The 19,927-nt window shown below is 45.3% G+C and carries 17 protein-coding genes, 1 pseudogene and 2 riboswitches; of the genes and pseudogenes, 16 read left to right on the top strand and 2 right to left on the bottom strand.

The window, feature by feature from the left end:
• The first annotated feature begins 41 nt into the window (after positions 1-41).
• Positions 42-698, top strand: a complete 657-nt coding sequence (gene queC / locus IE070_RS12675; protein WP_189483563.1) for a 7-cyano-7-deazaguanine synthase QueC — start codon at positions 42-44, stop codon at positions 696-698.
• A gap of 118 nt (positions 699-816) precedes the next feature.
• A complete protein-coding gene (locus tag IE070_RS12670) occupies positions 817-2,055 on the top strand; it encodes a dicarboxylate/amino acid:cation symporter (protein ID WP_189483562.1) in 1,239 nt (412 codons plus the stop codon).
• A gap of 110 nt (positions 2,056-2,165) precedes the next feature.
• Here IE070_RS12670 and lysC read toward each other — a convergent pair whose 3' ends face one another.
• The gene (gene lysC, locus IE070_RS12665; protein WP_189483561.1) at positions 2,166-3,515 is read right to left on the bottom strand and encodes a lysine-sensitive aspartokinase 3; all 1,350 of its coding nucleotides are present in this window, start codon (positions 3,513-3,515) and stop codon (positions 2,166-2,168) included.
• Positions 3,516-3,608: 93 nt separating this feature from the next.
• Positions 3,609-3,781: riboswitch (Lysine riboswitch) on the bottom strand.
• Between the two features lie 115 nt (positions 3,782-3,896).
• Positions 3,897-4,169 carry a DUF3081 family protein gene (locus IE070_RS12660; RefSeq protein ID WP_189483560.1) on the bottom strand — a complete coding sequence of 91 codons (273 nt, stop codon included), beginning with the start codon at positions 4,167-4,169 and terminating at the stop codon, positions 3,897-3,899.
• Positions 4,170-4,244: 75 nt separating this feature from the next.
• On the opposite strand from IE070_RS12660, the gene IE070_RS12655 reads away from it, so the two are divergent.
• From IE070_RS12655 to IE070_RS12595, 14 genes and pseudogenes are all read left to right on the top strand, one after another.
• Positions 4,245-4,841: a hypothetical protein gene (locus tag IE070_RS12655; RefSeq protein ID WP_189483559.1), complete on the top strand. Its 597-nt coding sequence runs from the start codon at positions 4,245-4,247 to the stop codon at positions 4,839-4,841.
• An 87-nt stretch (positions 4,842-4,928) separates the two neighbouring features.
• Positions 4,929-6,632, top strand: a complete 1,704-nt coding sequence (locus IE070_RS12650) for a M28 family metallopeptidase (protein ID WP_189483558.1) — start codon at positions 4,929-4,931, stop codon at positions 6,630-6,632.
• Positions 6,633-6,833: 201 nt separating this feature from the next.
• Positions 6,834-9,644: an intermembrane phospholipid transport protein YdbH family protein gene (locus IE070_RS12645; protein ID WP_189483557.1), complete on the top strand. Its 2,811-nt coding sequence runs from the start codon at positions 6,834-6,836 to the stop codon at positions 9,642-9,644.
• Positions 9,641-9,829: a YnbE family lipoprotein gene (locus IE070_RS12640; RefSeq protein ID WP_189483556.1), complete on the top strand. Its 189-nt coding sequence runs from the start codon at positions 9,641-9,643 to the stop codon at positions 9,827-9,829. The genes IE070_RS12645 and IE070_RS12640 overlap by 4 nt, the downstream gene beginning before the upstream one ends.
• Positions 9,830-9,839: 10 nt before the next feature.
• Positions 9,840-10,214, top strand: coding sequence for a YdbL family probable chaperone protein (locus IE070_RS12635; RefSeq protein ID WP_189483555.1), 375 nt, complete (start codon positions 9,840-9,842; stop codon positions 10,212-10,214).
• Positions 10,215-10,323: 109 nt separating this feature from the next.
• On the top strand, positions 10,324-12,003 hold the full coding sequence (locus IE070_RS12630) for a carbon starvation CstA family protein (RefSeq protein ID WP_189483554.1): 1,680 nt from the start codon (positions 10,324-10,326) through the stop codon (positions 12,001-12,003).
• A complete protein-coding gene (locus IE070_RS12625) occupies positions 12,000-12,272 on the top strand; it encodes a cory-CC-star protein (RefSeq protein WP_189483553.1) in 273 nt (90 codons plus the stop codon). Before IE070_RS12630 ends, IE070_RS12625 begins: the two co-directional genes overlap by 4 nt.
• A complete protein-coding gene (locus IE070_RS12620) occupies positions 12,263-13,270 on the top strand; it encodes an ArsA family ATPase (protein ID WP_189483552.1) in 1,008 nt (335 codons plus the stop codon). Before IE070_RS12625 ends, IE070_RS12620 begins: the two co-directional genes overlap by 10 nt.
• Before the next feature lie 243 nt (positions 13,271-13,513).
• Positions 13,514-13,597: riboswitch (cyclic di-GMP riboswitch) on the top strand.
• Between the two features lie 102 nt (positions 13,598-13,699).
• Positions 13,700-14,071 carry a DUF3718 domain-containing protein gene (locus IE070_RS12615; protein WP_189483551.1) on the top strand — a complete coding sequence of 124 codons (372 nt, stop codon included), beginning with the start codon at positions 13,700-13,702 and terminating at the stop codon, positions 14,069-14,071.
• A 190-nt stretch (positions 14,072-14,261) separates the two neighbouring features.
• On the top strand, positions 14,262-17,429 hold the full coding sequence (locus IE070_RS12610; protein WP_189483550.1) for an amidohydrolase family protein: 3,168 nt from the start codon (positions 14,262-14,264) through the stop codon (positions 17,427-17,429).
• A 255-nt stretch (positions 17,430-17,684) separates the two neighbouring features.
• Positions 17,685-18,356, top strand: a pseudogene (locus IE070_RS16810) (DUF1538 domain-containing protein); the annotation flags it as partial.
• A 111-nt stretch (positions 18,357-18,467) separates the two neighbouring features.
• Entirely contained in the window at positions 18,468-19,160 is a 693-nt protein-coding gene (locus IE070_RS16805) for a DUF1538 domain-containing protein (RefSeq protein ID WP_229797065.1), read from the top strand.
• Positions 19,157-19,504, top strand: a complete 348-nt coding sequence (locus tag IE070_RS12600) for a P-II family nitrogen regulator (RefSeq protein ID WP_189483548.1) — start codon at positions 19,157-19,159, stop codon at positions 19,502-19,504. Before IE070_RS16805 ends, IE070_RS12600 begins: the two co-directional genes overlap by 4 nt.
• Positions 19,505-19,513: 9 nt before the next feature.
• Complete coding sequence (locus IE070_RS12595) at positions 19,514-19,909, top strand: CBS domain-containing protein (RefSeq protein ID WP_189483547.1); 396 nt, start codon at positions 19,514-19,516, stop codon at positions 19,907-19,909.
• Positions 19,910-19,927 lie beyond the last annotated feature (18 nt).

Raw genomic sequence — 19,927 nt, 5'->3', positions numbered from 1 at the left:
CGCGGCCAATTTTTCGGGCATTATACAAGAGAGTGTGGCTTATGACGCAAAAAGTTGTGGTTATTTATTCTGGCGGTATGGATTCCTATACCGTGTTACACAAAGCCATTCAGGCAGGTCATGAGGTGTATGCCCTCTCGTTTAATTATGGCCAGCGCCATGTAAAAGAATTGATTTGTGCCGAGCAAGTGTGTCGCGAACTGGGGATTAATCATAAAATTGTTGATATCTCGGCAATTAACCAGCTGATCGGTGGCTCTTCTTTAACCAGTGATATTGACGTACCGGAGGGCCATTACGCGGCCGATAATATGAAATCGACCGTGGTACCCAATCGCAATATGATTTTGTTGTCATTAGCCGTTGGCTATGCCGATTCACTGGGCGCACGCGCCGTCTATTACGGCGCGCATTCAGGCGATCACTTTATTTATCCAGATTGCCGTCCTGAATTTGTGCAAAAAATGAATGATGTTTGTCAAATCGCCAATTACGAGCCGGTGGATATTGTTAGCCCCTATTTAGCTCAAACCAAAATTGAAATTTTACGTGATGGTTTAGCCATGGGCCTAGATTACAGCAAAACCTGGACGTGCTATAACGGCCGAGACAAAGCCTGCGGTAAATGCGGTTCTTGCCAAGAGCGTTTAGAAGCTTTTCAATTAAACCAAACGACTGATCCGCTTAGCTATGAATGATCTATAATCGTCATTAAAACAGACAATTTGTTATAACATAGAACAAAAGCGGCCTTGTGATGGCCGTTTTTCGTTTTATACTGTCACGCTTTGCGATACTAAGGTAAAAGGTTGATTTATGTTAAAATTTTGGTTTGCAATTCCTTTCTGGCAGCGCGTATTAGGCGCGTTGCTACTGGGTGTTACCGCGGGTGTGGTGCTGGGTGAGCAAGCAACGGCCTTAAAACCTTTAGGCACATTATTTATTAATGCGATTCGTATGCTGGTTGTGCCGTTAGTCTTTTTCTCTTTAATCACCAGCATTACATCATTATCTGATAATCATAAAATGCAACGTTTAGCCTTTAAAACGGTAGGCTTGTTTTTACTTACCGCGTTTATTGCCAGCCTTATTGGCTTAACCATCGGTAGTTTAATGAATTGGGGCGAGAGCTTGCAATTGGTGGCAACCGAGGTTCGTGAACGCAACATCCCGCCAGTGGCCGATGTGCTCACAGGATTAATTCCAACCAACCCGATTGCCGCCCTTGCTGAAGGTAACGTGTTACAAATTATTTTATTTGCAGCGCTCATTGGCATTGCCATGAATGCCATTGGTGAAAAAGCCGACCCCATGAAAAAAGTCGTGCAATCGGGAGCTGATATTATGTATCAAATAACGCGAATGGTGTTAGAGCTAACGCCCATTGGGGTGTTTGGCTTAATGGCGTGGGTAGTGGGCAGTTTTGGATTAGCAACACTCTTACCATTGGCAAAGTTTATTGGTGCCATCTATCTTGCCTGCTTTATTCATATTTTAGTGGTTTACGGCGGTTTGGTTAAACTCTTTGGTAACATGCGCTATAGGGCTTTCTTTAAAGCCGTTTTACCTGCGCAACTCGTTGCTTACAGCAGCGCCAGTAGCTATGGCACTTTGCCGGTCACCTTTAAAGTCGCCACCGAAGATCTTAAGGTATCTAAAAGCTACGCCAGCTTTGTGCTGCCATTAGGGGCGACCATTAATATGGATGGTTGTGGCGGGATCTTCCCCGCTATTGCTGCAATTTTTATTGCCCATATTTATGGCATACCGCTGGACACTTTAGATTATTTATTAATTGCTGGTACGGCTACCATTGCGTCTGTCGGTACAGCCGGTGTACCGGGTACCGCTATGGTGATGTTAACAGTGACCTTAAGTGTTGTCGGTTTACCCATTGAAGGTATTGCGTTTATTGCAGCTGTCGATCGCATAGTGGATATGATGCGCACCGCAACCAATGTTACCGGTGATTTAATGGTTGCTAGGGTGATTGGTAATCAAGAACACATGCTGGAGCATTCACCTGAAACAACGTTATCTAACGCAGCACGCTAAATAACAACAAAGAACCCAATACAGAGCCCCCTTCTCGTGACTAAAAAAAGCCCGTTAGATTAACTAACGGGCTTTTTTAACCGTGTAATATGGTCTCAATGCAAGAAAACTTACGCCGTAAACAAACTTTGGTGTAACTGCTTAACTACCGCTGGTCCATCGGTATCTTGCACTAAAAAACACAAATTATGCTTAGATGCGCCATGGCAAATTAACCGCATATTGATCCGTTCAAGCGCATTAAACAGCTCACCGGCAATACCTTTACTGCTATGTAAATGGTTACCAATCACGGCTACCAAACTCAGCCCCTGCTCCACACTCACTTCGCTAAAGGTTTTTAGCTCTTCTAAAGCAGGTTCAACATTGGTACTAAACGCGCTGGTCATGCCGCCTTGATCTAAAGTTAGGGCAACACTGATTTCCGATGTTGTTACCAAATCGACCGAAATTTGATGCCGGCTTAAAGTATCAAATACCCGCGTTAAGAAACCTGCCGCATGCAGCATAGCCGGGCTTTTCACCGTAATTAAGGTTTGTGATTTACGCAAAGCAATCGCTCGATACGGTGGACGCTCTTGCACCTCTTTGGCGATCCACGTGCCGCCAGCGGCTGGCTCGCGGCTAGAACCCACAAACACAGCGATATTTTGGCGCATAGCAGGTAATAAAGTGGCCGGATGTAATACCTTGGCACCAAAGGTCGCCATTTCCGCCGCTTCATCAAAGCTAATTTCACGAATACAACGAGCATCACTGGTTAAGCGGGGATCTGTTGTAAAAATACCCACAACATCGGTCCAAATTTGCACGGTAGCCGCGTGTAAGGCTTCCGCCAGTAACGCGGCACTGTAATCAGAACCACCACGCCCTAATGTAGTGGTTTGCTCACTGTCATCGGCACCAATAAATCCCTGAGTAACGATACGATAATCACTTAAAAGCGGTGCTAAATGCACTTCAGCCAGTTCAGCAATAGTGGCTATTTGTGGCTCAGCTTTGCCAAAACGGCCATCGGTGCGCATGATTCGACGAATATCAAAACACAGCGCTTGGCTATCACGCTCAACAAGCACTTGCGCAAACAACACGGAGCTTAAGCGTTCACCAAAAGATTGAATAAGATCTTTATGCGCACTGCTGTAAAGCGCACCGCCATTTTCAATCAAGGCTTTTAACTCACCCAGTAGTAAGGCAATAGGCTCGGCCACCGCCTGTGGATGTTGTAAGCGATTCAACACATTTAAAGTAATAGATTCAATACCGGCATAAGCACCATAGCGCTGCTGCACATCGGTCGTTTGCGTAATATCCACGAGCAAATTGGTCACACCAGAACTGGCGCTCACCACCACCACACGAATATTTTCATCAGCAAGTACAATATCAGCACAACGTGACATGGCATCGAAATCAGCCACGCTAGTGCCACCAAATTTGGCAATAATAAGTTTGGACACGGGGTCTCTCTCCTTAACAGATTAGATAAGCAGAGCATGGCATTTGCTAACACGCAAAACGAGAATAGAAATAGACCGTTGCAGTAAGTAACAAAGGCCAGAAGCTCTCCACCGGATTAAAGGTGACAGTCCTAAGGATTCAGCCTTAGCAACCGGGTGCACAACCACTATTTGTTGTTTACCCTCGGCGCTAAACCCCCTCTTCTATGCTACGAGTAATAGTGCTCTGACATAGAATACCTGGCTAGCGCGCCTCTTCTGGTCTATCGAATACGATTGACGGTGCGCACTCTATCGCGTTTTGCGGTAAATTGCAAACGGCCATTTAGCCATCTAAACGTAAAGATGCACTTTTATTTTATCATCGTCAAGCGAAGTTTATCAATTATAACTTTTTTGGATATATTTTAAGCGCTCTAAAAAGGTTTCCATTTGTTTCTCTTCTTTGGCATCCGCATGCCATTTGTTATGAAAACCTAATGTGAGCTGAACCACGCCATCCGAAAAATAGGCATCATAACCATCATAGCCCTGACTCACCGTGATCCCATCTAATGTAAAGCCTGCGCCCTCTGGGGTAGTCACCGCTTTGCCATATTTTTCAATTTTGCTGTACAAGCTTAATAAAAACTTACCATCAATCTCATTCTGCATAACGCCGCCTTATCCATCCGATTTGAACCCAGTACGCTTTAACGGTATAGTTTGACTGAAAAATAGGAGAAAATAATGAAAAAAACCTTAATTATCGCTGGTCTACTCAGTGTTTTTGCTGCTAATGCGCAAATTGTTCAACCTGCACCACTCGTTTCCATCCCAACGCACGATGCCTTCTTCGATAAATTAAAGGCACTATGTGGCAAAGCCTTTGCAGGTGAAATTGCAGTCGATACCCCTGCGGCACCCGGTTTTGAAGGCGCACTTATTATGCATGTGCGTCGCTGTACCGATACTGAATTACAGATCCCATTTCATGTTGGCGATGATCATTCCCGCACCTGGATTATTACGAAAACTGGTGCAGGTTTATCGTTAAAACACGATCATCGTAATAAAGATGGTTCACATGATGTGCAAACCATGTATGGCGGTCATACAGTAGATGCTGGCTGGCCAAATTCGCAATCTTTCCCAGCTGATCAGTATTCTAAAGAACTTTTTGCTTCTCGTGGTGTGCCACAATCGAACGGCAATACGTGGCAAATGTATGTTTACCCAGAAAAGTTTACGTATCGATTGGTACGAGAAGGCCGCGAGTTTAGAGTAGAGTTTGACCTAACTAAACCGGTGGCTTTGCCTCCTGTACCTTGGGGCTATGCCGACTAATTACCCTGTTTTCGCGATGGCAGTGCTTGGCGGCACTGCTTTTCCTCCTTACAATACTTAAAACAATAAATACCAAGGAACCCCCAAATGAAACACTCCTTTATGCAGCCGGCGCTATGGTTTACCCTCGCCTCTGCTGTCGCGTTAAGTGCCTGTGGTAAACCAGCTGAAACGCCCCCACAGGTTACCCCGGCAACAGCAAGTTCCACCACTGAACTGGTTGACACCGAGTTTAATCCTAAATTAGCGGAATACATTAAAACGCTCTCTGATGATAAATTTCAGGGCCGCGCACCAGCAACCAAAGGCGAAGAACTCACCGTAGCCTATATTGAGGAACACTTTCGCCGTATTGGTTTAAAAGGCATTGACGGCGACAGTTATAAACAACCCGTATCGTTAGTGCAAATTGATCCCAAGCAAGTCAGTGCTATGACGTTAAGCGGCGGAGGCGAACAATTACCCACCACCTTAGCTTACCGTGATGATATGATTGCTTGGACTACGCAAGTGGTTGATTCGGTTGACGTAACAGAAAGCGAAATGGTATTTGTCGGCTACGGTATTGTCGCCCCAGAGTATAATTGGAATGATTACGAAGGGCTGGATGTTAAAGGCAAAACCGTGGTGATGTTTGTTAACGATCCAGGATATGCCACGCAAAATCCAGAACTGTTTAACGGCAATGCCATGACGTATTATGGCCGTTGGACCTACAAATTTGAAGAAGCCGCTCGGCAAGGTGCGGCCATGGCGCTAATTATTCACGAAACCGCGCCCGCCAGCTATGGTTGGGGTGTGGTGGCACATGGTTCACCGATTAAATTTGATTTAATCAAAGAAAATAAAAATATGGACCGTGCCAAGGTTGAAGGATGGATCACGGCTGAAACGGCAGGCAAACTCTTTGCAAATATCGGTACTGATATCGAAGCATTACGGGCGCAAGCCTTATCAGGCGATTTTAAACCGGTACCTTTGCAAGTAAATGCCTCTGTTAGTGTGAATAATAATTTGCGTGAGCTTAATTCAAGTAATGTTGTGGGATATATAGAAGGGAGTAAATACCCTGATGAATTTATCTTATACATGGCGCACTGGGATCACTTAGGGATGGATTTCTCTAACCCAACCAATACGGTGTTTAACGGTGCACAAGACAATGCCAGCGGAACTGGCGCAGTGATTGCGTTGGCAGAATATTTTGCCCAGCAACCCCAGCCTGAACGCTCTATCGCTTTTGTTCTGGTCACCGCTGAAGAGCGCGGCTTATTAGGCTCAGCATGGTATGCTGAAAATCCCGTTTTTCCGCTAGAGAAAACGGTTGCTGCTATTAATATGGATGTTATGAATGTGTACGGGCCGATGAAAGATATGGTCGTGGTGGGATTAGGGAATACCGATCTAGAAGAAATTTTAGTGAAATATACCGAACAGCAAGGCCGGTATGCGGTTAAAGAACCTAACCCAGAAGCTGGCATTGCCTACCGCTCGGACCACTTTAGTCTGTCGAAAAAAGGCGTGCCGATCCTTTATGCCAAAGGCGGTAACGATCATTACCAACTTGGCGCCGAATGGGGTGCTGCGCAGCGCGCTGAATACAATAGCTGCTGTTATCACAAAGTCGAAGACGAATGGAATGACAGCTGGGATCTGCGTGGAGCACAACAAGATCTTTTCTTGTATTATCGCGTAGGGAACGAGCTTGCAAACAGTCGACTGTGGCCTAATTGGTATCAAGGTAACGAATTCCGCGCTATTCGTGATGCGTCTGCAGCACAGCGTAATTAAGGTGCTTCTCTGAGGAATAAAGCAGCTTCGGCTGCTTTATTTTTATGTACTTAAATTCGCTCACTAGAGTTCGGTTACTTGCACTCGGTCACTTGAATTCGATTGCTTGAATTCGGTGAATTGAATTCCGTCGGTTAAATTCATAGAGAATTCAGTTAGTCTGGACTAAAGTTACCCCATGGAGCTCAAAAAGGAGCAGTGATGCGCCGTTTGCTACAATCATTAGGTTTGTTGCTACTGGGTTTACCGGTGGTCTTTGTTGTGGGCTGGTTTTATTTACAGGCCCAACTAAAGCAAGCGGGTATTAGCGAGTGGTCCATCCATCTTGAAAGCCTGTCATTGCATCAATTAACCCTAACTGATGTTCATGCAACGCTTAACCAGCCCACTTATCAGGTACAAGCAACCTTTAAGGAATTACAATTAACGTGGTCCTGGCCAGCATTTTTTCGGTTTAAACCCGAAACATTATTGCTAAACACAGCACAACTTAATTTCTACCCTCCCCTTATCTCTACAGATCCTGATTCTGAAAATCTTAGTGCTAAAAACGATGCCCTTGCAACCCCTGATCCCGTGTCACCGGCTACTCTCAGTGAGCTTGCAACAGGCCATGCAGGTAACCTCGCTGCCATGTTGGCTCTGCCAATTGATTGGGCACTGCCTGAGAATTTACCCCGCTTGATGCAATTAGAGAATGTCACGGTCACACTACCCTGTTTTACAACACGCTGCGATATTCAAGCAGATGGCCTTATCAGTAAGCATGAAAGCGCCTACTGGCAAGCTAAGCTAGCCTTTGCTAGTTCCAGCTATCAGGTACCACTGCGAATCGATTTGCGTTATGAACCGCAAGACACAGAAAACCTATTACAAGCCAGTGTTCAGCTAGAACAACAGTTTGCATTAAGCTTTAAACAGCATGTCAGCGCAGATCGCAACGCACGCACTGACATCACAATTGCATTAGCTCCGCCTTCAGAAGCGCTGTTAGCCTTACTGGACGAATGGTCTTTCGCTATACCTGATGACTGGATCAGCCAGTTTAACCAGCCGATACAGTTATTTGCCTCGGGTGAATGGCGTGTTCCCGATACCTTACCTGCTGCAGTTGGCAACGCGTTTCCTATACCAAGCGGCGATTTCCAATTGATTGCGCGAGCACCAGATGCATTTGTTATCCCAAAGATAGGCTGGTTAAAAGGTGACATAACGACCTCGCTTAGCATTCGCGAGCACCAAGTACGGCAGTGGCAATTAAAGGCTGAACTTATTTTAAGTCACCTTAGCGAAACACTGACTAGTGAAGTACTGACTAGTGAAGCACTGAGTGATCCTATTTTTGAGCAACTGACGTCGGCATTCGAGCAGCCTTTGGCGCCGCTTCACATTACATTTAGCAGCAGTGCAGTAACAAGCGAGGCTGAATTGGCTAACCTCTTGGCAGGCGCCACTGAGGAAGCGGAGAATCATCAGAAAGGGGAAAACAAAGCGGTGCCTCATGCTTTACCCATTAGCATTAAAATACACTCGGCAGCCCCCTTACAGAGTGACATAACTGCGTTATTACATTTAACGTTATTTCCGACGCTTCAACTCGATCTGCAACATGGCGTGATCGCTTTGGCGGCTGATAATCTGCACCTGCCAGCTGGCGCAACATTAAGCGATTTTCGGTTTAACAGCGCGCTGCGAGGCTCAGTTAAGCACGAGACAACGAATAATCAACCGACAACCGATTGGTCTCTATCACTGTCAGACACGACCACACTTAGCGGCTTACTTTTGCTTGTCGATACCCAAGCACAGTTACAACTACAATTATCTAATACCCAATTACGCCAAACACGCCCAAACGATATTACCGTGCAAAGCCAAGCAAACTTAACCATAACAGCCTTGACGAATCCCTATGTGATCACACAAAACTGGCGCTGGCAAAGTGATTTAACCGGCAGCCTAAGCGCCCTAGCGCTAAACGGTGAATTGACCAATGACAGTGGCATAACGCTGCTACATCAGTTGCAGTGGCAAACACCGGGGCAGCTTAAGCTAGAGTGGCAAATGAATGATCTGTTTTTACTGGCAGGTAATCCGTTACAAATGAGCTTAGCGCAGTGGCCGCCGCTGTTAACATTAAATAGAGGACGCTTAGGGGCGACAGGCCAATTACAGCTGGTCGATGAGCAGTTATCAATCAATGCCTTAATACACCTTCGTGAAATCCAAGGTTTATATGATCGAACACTGTTCAATGGTTTAACGAGCCAGCTAGGTGTTAATTATGAACAGAATAGGATCACGCTCGCTAGCCCAAGACTATATATTGCTGACATCAATCACGGTTTACAAATGGGCCCCATAGAACTAGATGCGCAGTATAGCGCCGCTATAGAACAACCACTTAATGGCCAGGTACAGCTTAACAAACTCAGTATGCAATTTATGCAAGGTGACGTAACGCTAGCACCCACATTGGTTGATCTTAGTGCGAGCGAACAACATCTTGTCCTTGTCGTGAATCAATTAGATCTAACAGAATTAGTGCGTCAACATCCCACTAACGATTTATATGCCAAAGGCAAAGTCAGTGGCCGAATCCCACTGCTGTTTAAAGACAATCAATTTAGTGTGCAAAAAGGTAGCCTAGCGGCTGAACAACCTGGTGGGCAGTTACAATACCGCAATGCTGCAGCCACTGCCGGCAATAGCAATCCCGGTATGAAGTTAGTGTTTGACGCTCTCTCCGATTTTCACTTTAATGTGCTTAGTACCGAAATAAGCTATGACCAAGATGGCAAACTGCTACTAGCCTTACAATTACAAGGTGCAAACCCCGCGGTACAACAAGGTCGCGCCATTAATTTAACGATTAATTTAGAGGAAGATTTGCCCGCTATGATTGCCAGTTTACAACTGACCAACAAACTGAACGATACCCTCACCAAACGGGTCCAACAGTACATAAAACGCCAACAAGCAGCGAAGTCCGCTGCAGGAGAAACCCCATGAAGCCACATGCGCTACTTGCGCTCGGAGCCCTTTTCGCTGTTACAGCTTGCACCCCCAGGGTGGAAGTCGCCTTGCCAAATGAGCCCATTAACATCAATCTTAACGTTAAAATTCAGCATGAAATTTATATTCGGGTAGATAAACAACTAGACGAACTCTTCAGCGATGCCAGTGGCTTATTTTAAGGAATAACATATGAAATTCATTAACATGTTGGTAAGAAGCAAGGCGTTAAAAGCACTACTTTTAAGTACTGCATTTGCGATCAGCATGCCCGTTTTAGCCATGAATTTACAACAAGCAATGAGCGCATTGCCCAATGCAAAAATTCAAGGGTTAGTGGGCGAACAACCTAATGGCTATTTGGGTGTCGTGCAAGCAAATAATCAAGACGCCGAAGCTATTGCGAAATTAATAAATGATGCACGTCGCGCCGAATATGCCCGTTTAGCCAAAGATAATAATATTGCAGTTTCCGACGTTGAGGCTATGGCAGGTCAGAAAGCCGTAGAACGCACACAGCGTGGTCACTACATTTTACTTGATGGGAATTGGCTTCAAAAACGCTAACATTGGGAAGGTACACGGCAGAAATATGCGACTTTAGTCGCATGTCTGAACCAAAAGTAATGTTGTACCATATTTAGTTGGTCTTTAACACCCACTAAGAGGTAGTAGCATGAATGCTATTTTGCTGATGTTGATGGGCCTGGGCGCCATGGCGCTCGGGTATTTTGTGTATTCTAAATTTATTTGTGAAAAAATCTTCAAAGTCGATCCAAACTTCCGCACGCCTGCACATGAAATGCAAGATGGTGTAGATTATGTCCCAACCAACAAATACATTTTGTGGGGTCATCACTTTACGTCTGTCGCCGGTGCAGCACCGATCATCGGTCCAGCAATTGCGGTAATTTGGGGCTGGGTACCCGCTTTTTTATGGGTTGTATTTGGTACTATCTTCTTTGCTGGCGTGCATGACGCAGGTGCCATTTGGGCCAGTAGCCGCAACAAAGCCAAATCTATTGGTGCTTTGACAGGCGATATCGTGGGTAATCGTGCCCGCAGTATCTTTATGATCGTTATCTTCCTTGTACTATTGATGGTTAACGCCGTCTTCGCCGTCGTGATTGCCAATCAATTAATCAGCTTCCCAAGTGCTACTGTTCCGGTGTGGGGCGCAATTATTGTGGCGTTAATTATTGGGCAGCTAATTTACCGTAAACTGATTGGTCTGTTAATGGTCACCATTATTGGTGTCGTTGCCTTATATGCCATGATTTACGCTGGCCCCATGTTCCCATTGGCATTACCTGAGAGTGTAATGGGTCTATCGGATCGCCAAGGCTGGATCATTCTGTTATTTGTGTATGCGGCTATCGCCTCTTTGTTACCTGTATGGGCATTGTTGCAGCCACGCGATTATATTAATGGTATTCAATTATTTATCGGTTTGGGTTTGCTCTATGCCGCAGTCATTTTCGCCAGCCCCGATATTGTTGCGCCAGCATTTAACACCGATGTACCAGAAGGTACACCATCGCTGATCCCATTATTGTTTGTTACCATTGCCTGTGGCGCCATCTCTGGATTCCATGGCTTAGTTGCCAGTGGTACCACGTCTAAGCAATTAGACAAAGAACCCGATGTGCGTTTTGTTGGTTATTTTGGCGCCATTGGTGAAGGTTCTTTAGCCTTAGCCGCCATTATTGCTGCAACCGCCGGTTTTGCAACCTTAGCCGATTGGCAAGCCATATATCACAGTTTTGGCCAAGGCGGTGTAGGTGCCTTTATTCGCGGTGGTGCTAATATTCTGCAAGATGGTATTGGCTTAGACGCAGTATTAGCGCAAACGCTGTTAACGGTAATGGTTGTGCTATTTGCGGGTACCACTATGGATACCGGTTTACGCTTACAACGTTACATCTTCCAAGAATGGGGCAGCATTTATAATGTGGGCTGGATGCAAAAAGCCGCACCTGCAACCTTATTGGCCGTAGGCTCGTGCTTGTTGCTCGCGTTCGGTGCGGGTGGCGATGGCTCTGGCGGCATGATGATTTGGCCATTATTCGGCACAACAAATCAGTTATTAGCTGGCTTAACCTTGCTGGTGATCACCGTTATGTTGGTCAAATTAGGTCGCCCAATGTGGTACACCTTAGCGCCATTGATTTTCTTGTTAACTATGACGACTTTGGGCTTATTAATTCAGTTAAAGAGTTTTTACGACAAAGGCGATTGGTTCCTGTTTACCCTCGATATCATCATATTAGTTGCTGCTATCTTGGTTATCCTCGAGTCAGGTTCTACGCTTAACAAACAAATCAAAGCTAATAAAACAGCTAAAAACACTGCATGAAATTCGATGCCGTAAAGGCCTGGTTCCGCCAGGCCAATTTTTATGTTGAAGAGGTCTACAATGCCCCGTATCGCTCCGCTATTGCGCGAGCGCAGCGGGAGCAAGATGATCTTTTTATGCTGCTAATATTTTCTGAAATGATGGGCGTACCCAATCCTGCCAGCTATTACACGCTTGAATTACAACCGCTGTTAATGGAAAGGTTTCATGATTGGCATCTGCGTATGGGGATGGAGCACTCACCATTGGATAATTTTAAATGTTGTTAACTGATAAACGCGTATTATTAATTGGTGGTAAGGGTGGCGTTGGTAAAACAACGGTATCCTCTGCCTTAGCCGTTTTAGCGACGCAGCGAAATAAAAAAGTATTACTGGTCTCAACAGATCCCGCTCACAGTTTAGCTGATGCATTTGCCCGTAACAAAATTGGCGATAATATTACGCGCTTAGCACCTAATTTAGACGCGCTGGAACTGGATCCCGATTTAGAAGTTGAACAGCATTTAGCGCGAGTCACCGCACAGTTAAAACGCTATACGCGGCCAGAGATGTTTGCCGAAATTGAACGGCAAATGCGCCTAACTCGGCAATCGCCCGGTGCGCAAGAAGCCGCCATGTTAGAACGCATTGCCAACACTATTGAGCTGGGTTTAGCCGAGTATGATACGGTTATTTTTGATACTGCGCCAACCGGACATACCTTACGTTTACTGAGCTTACCCGAAGCTATGGCAGCTTGGACGCAAGGTTTATTGAATGCCAACAAGCGCTCTGAAAAGTTAGGTGAGGTACTGGGACACCTTACCCCTAAAGCTGGGCGAGACATCGATAACCCACTCATTGATCCAGCTGAACATGCCACTGCAGGCATGGACGATCGGAACAAAGCCATCACAGAAACATTATTAGCACGGCAGCGGTTATTACAACGCACCCGCGCATTGTTATTAGACAAAACGCAAACGGCGTTACTCTTTGTACTCACGCCTGAAAAACTGCCAATTCTAGAAACGGGTCGAGCCGTAAAAAGTTTACAACTTGAGAAACTGCCTTTAGCGGGTTTAGTGGTGAATCGGATTTTACCCGATGATGCGGATGGACATTTTTTAGCACAACGCCGGCAACAAGAAAAACAGCATCTACAACAAATTGATCGCGATTTTGCGGCATTACCCCGCTACAAAGTCCCTTTACAGGCAACGGATATCCAAGGGTTAGCGGCATTAGAATCCATGGCAACCCTTTTAGCCAACGCCGGGCTTTAAACCGCTAAAAATGTCGCAACGAATACCATAACAAAAAATACCGTAACAAAAACTGTTAATGGTATCGCAAGAAATACCGCCAAATAATCTGAGCAGTGACGACATCACTGCTTAATTTTTAACCGCTTGTTTTGCTTTATCTATTTTATACCCTATCAATAACGTTGCCTAAATGCGCTTTTATTCATGTTCTTTTAATTTAATTTTTACTTGCATAGTATTTAATCATTACTTAGAATGCCGCTTATTGAAAGGCAAGTCATCCGAAAGGATGCACACGCAAAGCTTCGGGTCTAAAGGGTTACCTATGACAGCCGGGCTACCAAGCTCAAACACCCCGTTTGAGATGTATTCTGGTACTGCACACGACTTTTCTTTCATATTATATTAATTAATACTGATCGTCACTGTGACAAACCGGAGTCCAAAATGAAATTCAAGATCATTACTTTAGCAGCTGTATTAACCTCAACTGCCTTTATCAGCACTCCCGTTGCGGCAAACGATCAACTAGCGCAATCTATCTGTGCCTATGTCGCAGCCGACAGTCGCAACAATCTTCGTAAAACCCTATCTGATAACCGTTTACGTTTAAGTAACGTTTACGGCAGCATCGTGTGTGATGGTTTACCTTTAGTACGTTATGCCATTAAGAGTGGCGCTAACGATACTGCCGATTTCATTATTAAACAATTACCTGGTAGCCAAGTTGCCGCCTCAGGCGATGTTGAATGGGCGCAAAACAATGGTTTTGGCAGCTCACCCGTTATCGACGTGTTATTAGCACGCGCAGGTGGGTAATTACCCTCTCCTTGCTTAGTATTAACCGCTAAGCTCCTCTTCAATAAAATAGCACCTTCGGGTGCTATTTTGTTTTCCCACACTTTTATCGTTCACAATCTGTGTTTTAACGCATCAGTTTACTGCATGGCTTAACATCTGCTGTACTTTGTGCCAGTCTGTGCCTGTAACCCTCTTTATAGGTATCATTATGCGCTTATTAACCCCAAGTATTGTGGCACTAGCCGTCAGTAGTTATTTTTCACACGCGGCAGAAACGCCAACAGAGTGGCAGGTTAATGCGCCACAGGGGCAGTTTCAGCAAGTTGACATCAACGTGCAACAAGGCACATGGATGAATGTCAGTGTCAGCCCAGATGGCAGCACCTTAGTGTTTGACCTGCTTGGTGATATTTACACCATGCCTATCAGTGGCGGCCAAGCTACCGCACTAACGCAAGATATCGCTTGGAATATGCAGCCGGTATTTAGTCCTGATGGCCGTGCTATTGCGTTTACCTCAGATCGTGATGGTGGCGATAATATTTGGGTAATGGATAGCGATGGACAAAATGCCCGAGCGGTAACCAAAGAAACATTTCGTTTGTTAAACAGCCCCGCGTGGAGCCCAGATGGGCAATTTATCGTTGCCCGTAAACATTTTACGGCCAGTCGCTCTTTGGGTGCCGGTGAAGTATGGCAATATCATGTAACGGGTGGCAGTGGTGTTATGCTTACCGAGCGGGACAACGATCAAAAAGATCTGGGTGAGCCTGCGTTTTCACCTGATGGTAAGCATATTTATTTTTCGCAAGACGACACACCGGGCAAAACCTTTCACTACAGTAAAGACTCTGAAGCTGGTATCTATACGATTAAACGGTTTGAGCGGCAAACTGGGGACATAGAAGTGATCTTGGGGGGAGCTGGTGGCGCGATTAGACCAACCCCCTCGCCCGACGGCAACTATTTGGCCTATATTCGCCGGGTAGATTTTCAAAGCACGCTATTTTTATACGATCTCAAAAGCGGTGAACACATCAAACTATATGATGGTTTAGATCGTGATATGCAGGAAACCTGGGCCATTCACGGCGTTTACCCCACATTAAGTTGGACCCCAGATAATCGCAGTTTGGTATTTTGGGCGGGGGGCGAAATTAAGCAATTACACCTTGCCGATAAAAAGGTCAAAACGATCCCCTTTAGCGTCTCTACCCAAAAACAAATTCAAACAGCCGTAAGGGTGCAACAAGATCAAGACCAAACACAATTACAAACGAAAATGCATCGTTTTGTGCAAGTCTCACCCGATGGCAAACAAGCTGTTTTTACCGCGTTGGGCCATTTGTACATAACGGACTTAGACGATCCAAAACCACGGCGTCTTACTCGACAAACTACAGACTTTGAGTTTTATCCGCAATTTTCACGTGATGGTCGCGAGTTAGTGTATGTCAGTTGGAACGATCAAACCCAAGGTGCCGTAAATAGCCTTAATTTACGTAATAATCGTCTTACAAAGCTCACCAACGATCCTGGTAAATACGTTGAACCAACCTTTAGTCCAGATGGCAAAACAGTGGTGTATCGCAAGATCGGTGCCGGCAGTTTGTTACCTAAACAATGGTCGTTAAACACCGGACTTTATAAGGTTAGTAGCCGTGGCGGCAATGCTGAGTTAATCGCCAGAAACGGCCGCGCGCCTATGTTCGGCGCCAACAACGAGAAAGTATATGCCATGGATTTTGGCACAACGCCGCGATTAATCAGTATCGATTTAACCAAACATACCCAGCAAACGTTATATACCGCTAAATTTGGCACTGAATTTAAACTGTCGCCCAATGGGCAATATTTAGCCTTTGCCGATCGTTTCAAAGTGTTTGTTACTCCTTTTATTGAACGTGGCAAACCAATTGATATTGGAGCCAATGATAAACAACTTCCTGTAAAACAACTCTCCATGCGGGCTGGCGAGTACATTAGTTGGAATGCCGACAGCAATCAGCTTTACTGGAGCCTTGGACCAGACTTATACCAAGCCAGCACGGCTAACTTATTTACCGCCGATGCAAACGCCAGCCCCGATGCTAAGATCATCAATCTTAGCGTTACCGCACCTATTGATATACCGCGTGGTGTTGTTGCCTTTGTTGGGGGACAAGTAATTACCATGAAAGGCGATGAAGTATTACAAGATGCGGTTGTTGTGGTGGAAAATAATAAGATTATTGCAGTAGGAGAACAAGGTACTATTACCCTTCCTGCGAATGCCAAAATCTTTGATATCACTGGAAAAACGTTGATGCCAGGCTTATTTGACGCCCATGCCCACGGCAGCCAAGGGGTTCAACAAATTACGCCTAAACAAAACTGGCAAAATTACGCCAGCTTAACCTTTGGGGTAACCAGTATTCACGATCCATCAAACGATACCCGCGAAATTTTTAGTGCCAGTGAATTGCAACGCACAGGACAGATCGTTGGGCCACGTATTTTCTCTACCGGTACCATTTTATATGGTGCTGAGGGTGCGGGTTATACTTCCCATATTGATAGCCTAGATGATGCGAAGTTTCACTTAACCCGCTTACAAAAAGCCGGGGCTTTCAGTGTAAAAAGCTATAATCAACCTCGACGTAACCAACGCCAACAAGTGATACAAGCAGCTCGAGAACTTAATATGATGGTGGTGCCCGAAGGGGGATCGTTGATGCAGCACAATCTGACGATGATTGTTGATGGGCACACCACAATAGAACATGCGTTACCTGCGGCGAAAGTGTACGACGATGTTAAACAATTATGGCAAGCCAGTGGCACAGCCTATACCCCTACGCTTAACGTAGCTTATGGGGGTATTTGGGGTGAAAACTATTGGTATGACAAAACGGAAGTATGGAAACATCCTCGCTTAAGCCGCTATGTGCCTATGGACGAACTTGCGCCACGCAGCATGCGCCGACCTACAGCCCCCGAGCATCATTATAATCACTTTAATGTGGTTAAAACCGCAAACGAACTGAAAGACGTGGGAGTGGTGGCCAATATCGGCGCGCATGGTCAACGTGAAGGCTTAGGTGCCCACTGGGAAATTTGGATGTTTGCTCAAGGCGGCATGACGCCCCTAGATGCACTGCGCACTGCCACCCTTAACCCAGCAAAAACATTCGGTATGGATCATCAACTTGGCAGTATTGAAGTGGGTAAATTAGCCGACTTAATCGTGATTGATGGCAATCCATTAGACAATATCCGCGTCAGTGATCAAGTCATTTATACCATGGTGAATGGCCGTTTATTTGACGCTGCAAGCATGAACGAAATTGGCTTGCGGGAGCGGCAGCGACAAGCCTTCTATTTTGAGCCGCGTTAAGCATGGCTAACGGAAATAGATCGGTTTGCGTTGCGTGATCTAAACGTCATAATGGCCCGTCGGTAACAAGTCAGATGCCTAGACTGTATTGTAAAATACAGTCTAGGCAGTATTCCGCCCACCGCAACAGCGCATTTTTGGGGTTTATTTGCGATAAATCAAACGCCTTTACAGAATTAATTTAAAACGCGCGTCATTTTCATCTACACTCACTCCATCGTTTCTACACCACACTTATACCTCAATGGAGCCGCGGTGCTGCACGCTTTTGTTAAACAGCTATTCCATGCACTCAAAAACCTCTCACCTATTGTGGGAGTGGTTTTACTTTTTCAACTAGCCGTTTTTCAGACCTTACCACCAGAGCCCGTAAGTATTGTGGTGGGATTATTCGTGGTTGCCATAGGTATTGCATTGTTTTTGTTAGGGCTTGAGTTAAGCATTTTTCCTGTCGGCAAAAACCTCGCAAACCAATTTGCCCGTAAAGGCTCCCTACCATTATTGTTGTTATTTGGCTTTGCTATTGGTTTTGCGGCTGTTATTGCTGAACCCGCTCTAATTGCCGTTGCTGAGCAAGCACAACAGATCAGCGAAGGCCGCGTAAATGGACTGACATTACGCTTTATTGTTGCTAGTTCCGTGGGTGTAGTCATGGCGCTTGGCGTATTGCGTATTATTCTGGGCTGGCCTATTCATTGGTTGATGATTGGCGGCTATATCGTGGTGTTAACCGTCACTTTCTTTGCGCCGCCTGAAATTGTTGGGTTAGCTTACGACTCCGGTGGTGTTACCACCAATATTGTCACCGTACCGTTAATTGCCGCGCTTGGGCTCGGGTTGGCCAGCTCAATTAAAGGGCGTAATCCCTTAACCGATGGTTTTGGTCTCGTTGCATTAGCAGTGATGGTTCCGATGATCAGTGTGCAATTGTATGGTATTTGGGTGTATCAGTTTAGTCAGGCAACCGCTGTACTCATCACCGACGTAGCGGATAACACGCGGCATTGGTCAGTTAAGGCTATTATCGATTTAGCCACGATGATAAAAGATATCTTGCCCATGATCTTAGTGGTGCTGATTTTTCAATATGGTATTTTGCGCCGCCCCCTTGCGAATAAACTAAAAGTTAGCTTTGGCTTTTTGATGGTATTGTTTGGCTTGTACGCTTTTGTCTTAGGGCTAAAACTGGGCTTATTCCCAGTAGGCACCTTAATGGCAGAACAATTAATCGCGAAGGGAATGAACGGCTTAATTTTACTGTTTGCCTTTATGATTGGTTTTGCAACCACCATGGCAGAGCCCGCGTTAATCGCCATTGGCAATCAAGCTGAAGAAGCCGCTCATGGCAAGTTAAAAGGCGCGGTGATTCGGCTTATTGTCGCGTTTGGCGTAGCCATCGGCATCACCGTTGGCGTGTACCGTATCATTACCGGTGATTCAATTCACTACTATATTATGTTGGGTTATGTGATCGTGGTGATACTAACCGCTTTTGCCCCCCGCTATATTATTGCTCTGGCATTTGATTTAGGCGGTGTGACGACATCCGAGGTAACTGTCCCATTAGTAACCGCCTTAGGCATTGGTTTAGCGTCATCGATTGAGGGACGCAATGTGCTAATTGATGGGTTTGGCTTAATTGCCTTTGCCTCAATTTTTCCAATTATTACGGTAATGCTCTATGCCATTATCGTAGAAAAGTTAAGCAACAGAAGGAGTGCTGCAGCGTGAAATTTTCTGCCATTGTCGTCATAGCGCCAGAAGAGTTGGAACAACAAGCGATAGAAGATGCGAAAGCTGCCGGCGCTACGGGCATTACTATTTTATCTGGCCGGGGTATCGGGGGCGAAGCTAAAAAAACCTTCTTCGGTATGACCTTTGAAGGCAGCCAATCGGTGTTATTGATGATTGTCGCTAAGCATATTTCATTACCTATTTTGAAAAAAATGCAAGCCTTGTTAGTGTCCGAGGGGAAATCGAGTGGTATCGCGTTCACTGTGCCTATTGAGCATTTAACCGGTTTAGATATGGGACAAATCATGAAATTTGAACAACACTTGCATGAGCAGAACTAGGAGCTACATATGTCGATAAGATTGGTTAAAGACTTAATGGTAAAAGATGTCGTTACTATTTCGCCCTTTAGTAGCTTACGTGCTGCACTCACTTTGATGAAGCAACATAACATTAAATCCTTAGTGGTCGATCGCCAAAACCCACATGATGCTTATGGTTTAATTACGTATACCAATATATTAAAAACCATTATTGCCGAAGAAGGCGATATCGATTTAATCAATGTCTACGATGTGTGTATTAAACCGGCTATCGCCATTAGTCAAGAAATGGCGGTAAAGCATGCAGCATCGTTAATGAGCCAACATAAATTGAAACGCTTATTAGTAACTAATGATAATAAATTGGTTGGCTTATTGACCATGGACGATATGGTGTCAGATATTTTACGCCTTATCCAATAAATGGCGTCCTAACGCTAA

It is taken from the genome of Alishewanella tabrizica (assembly GCF_014652375.1).
Taxonomy (GTDB): domain Bacteria; phylum Pseudomonadota; class Gammaproteobacteria; order Enterobacterales; family Alteromonadaceae; genus Alishewanella; species Alishewanella tabrizica.
Note: the sequence above shows the minus strand (reverse complement) of the source record. Positions and strands in the feature narration are given on the sequence as shown.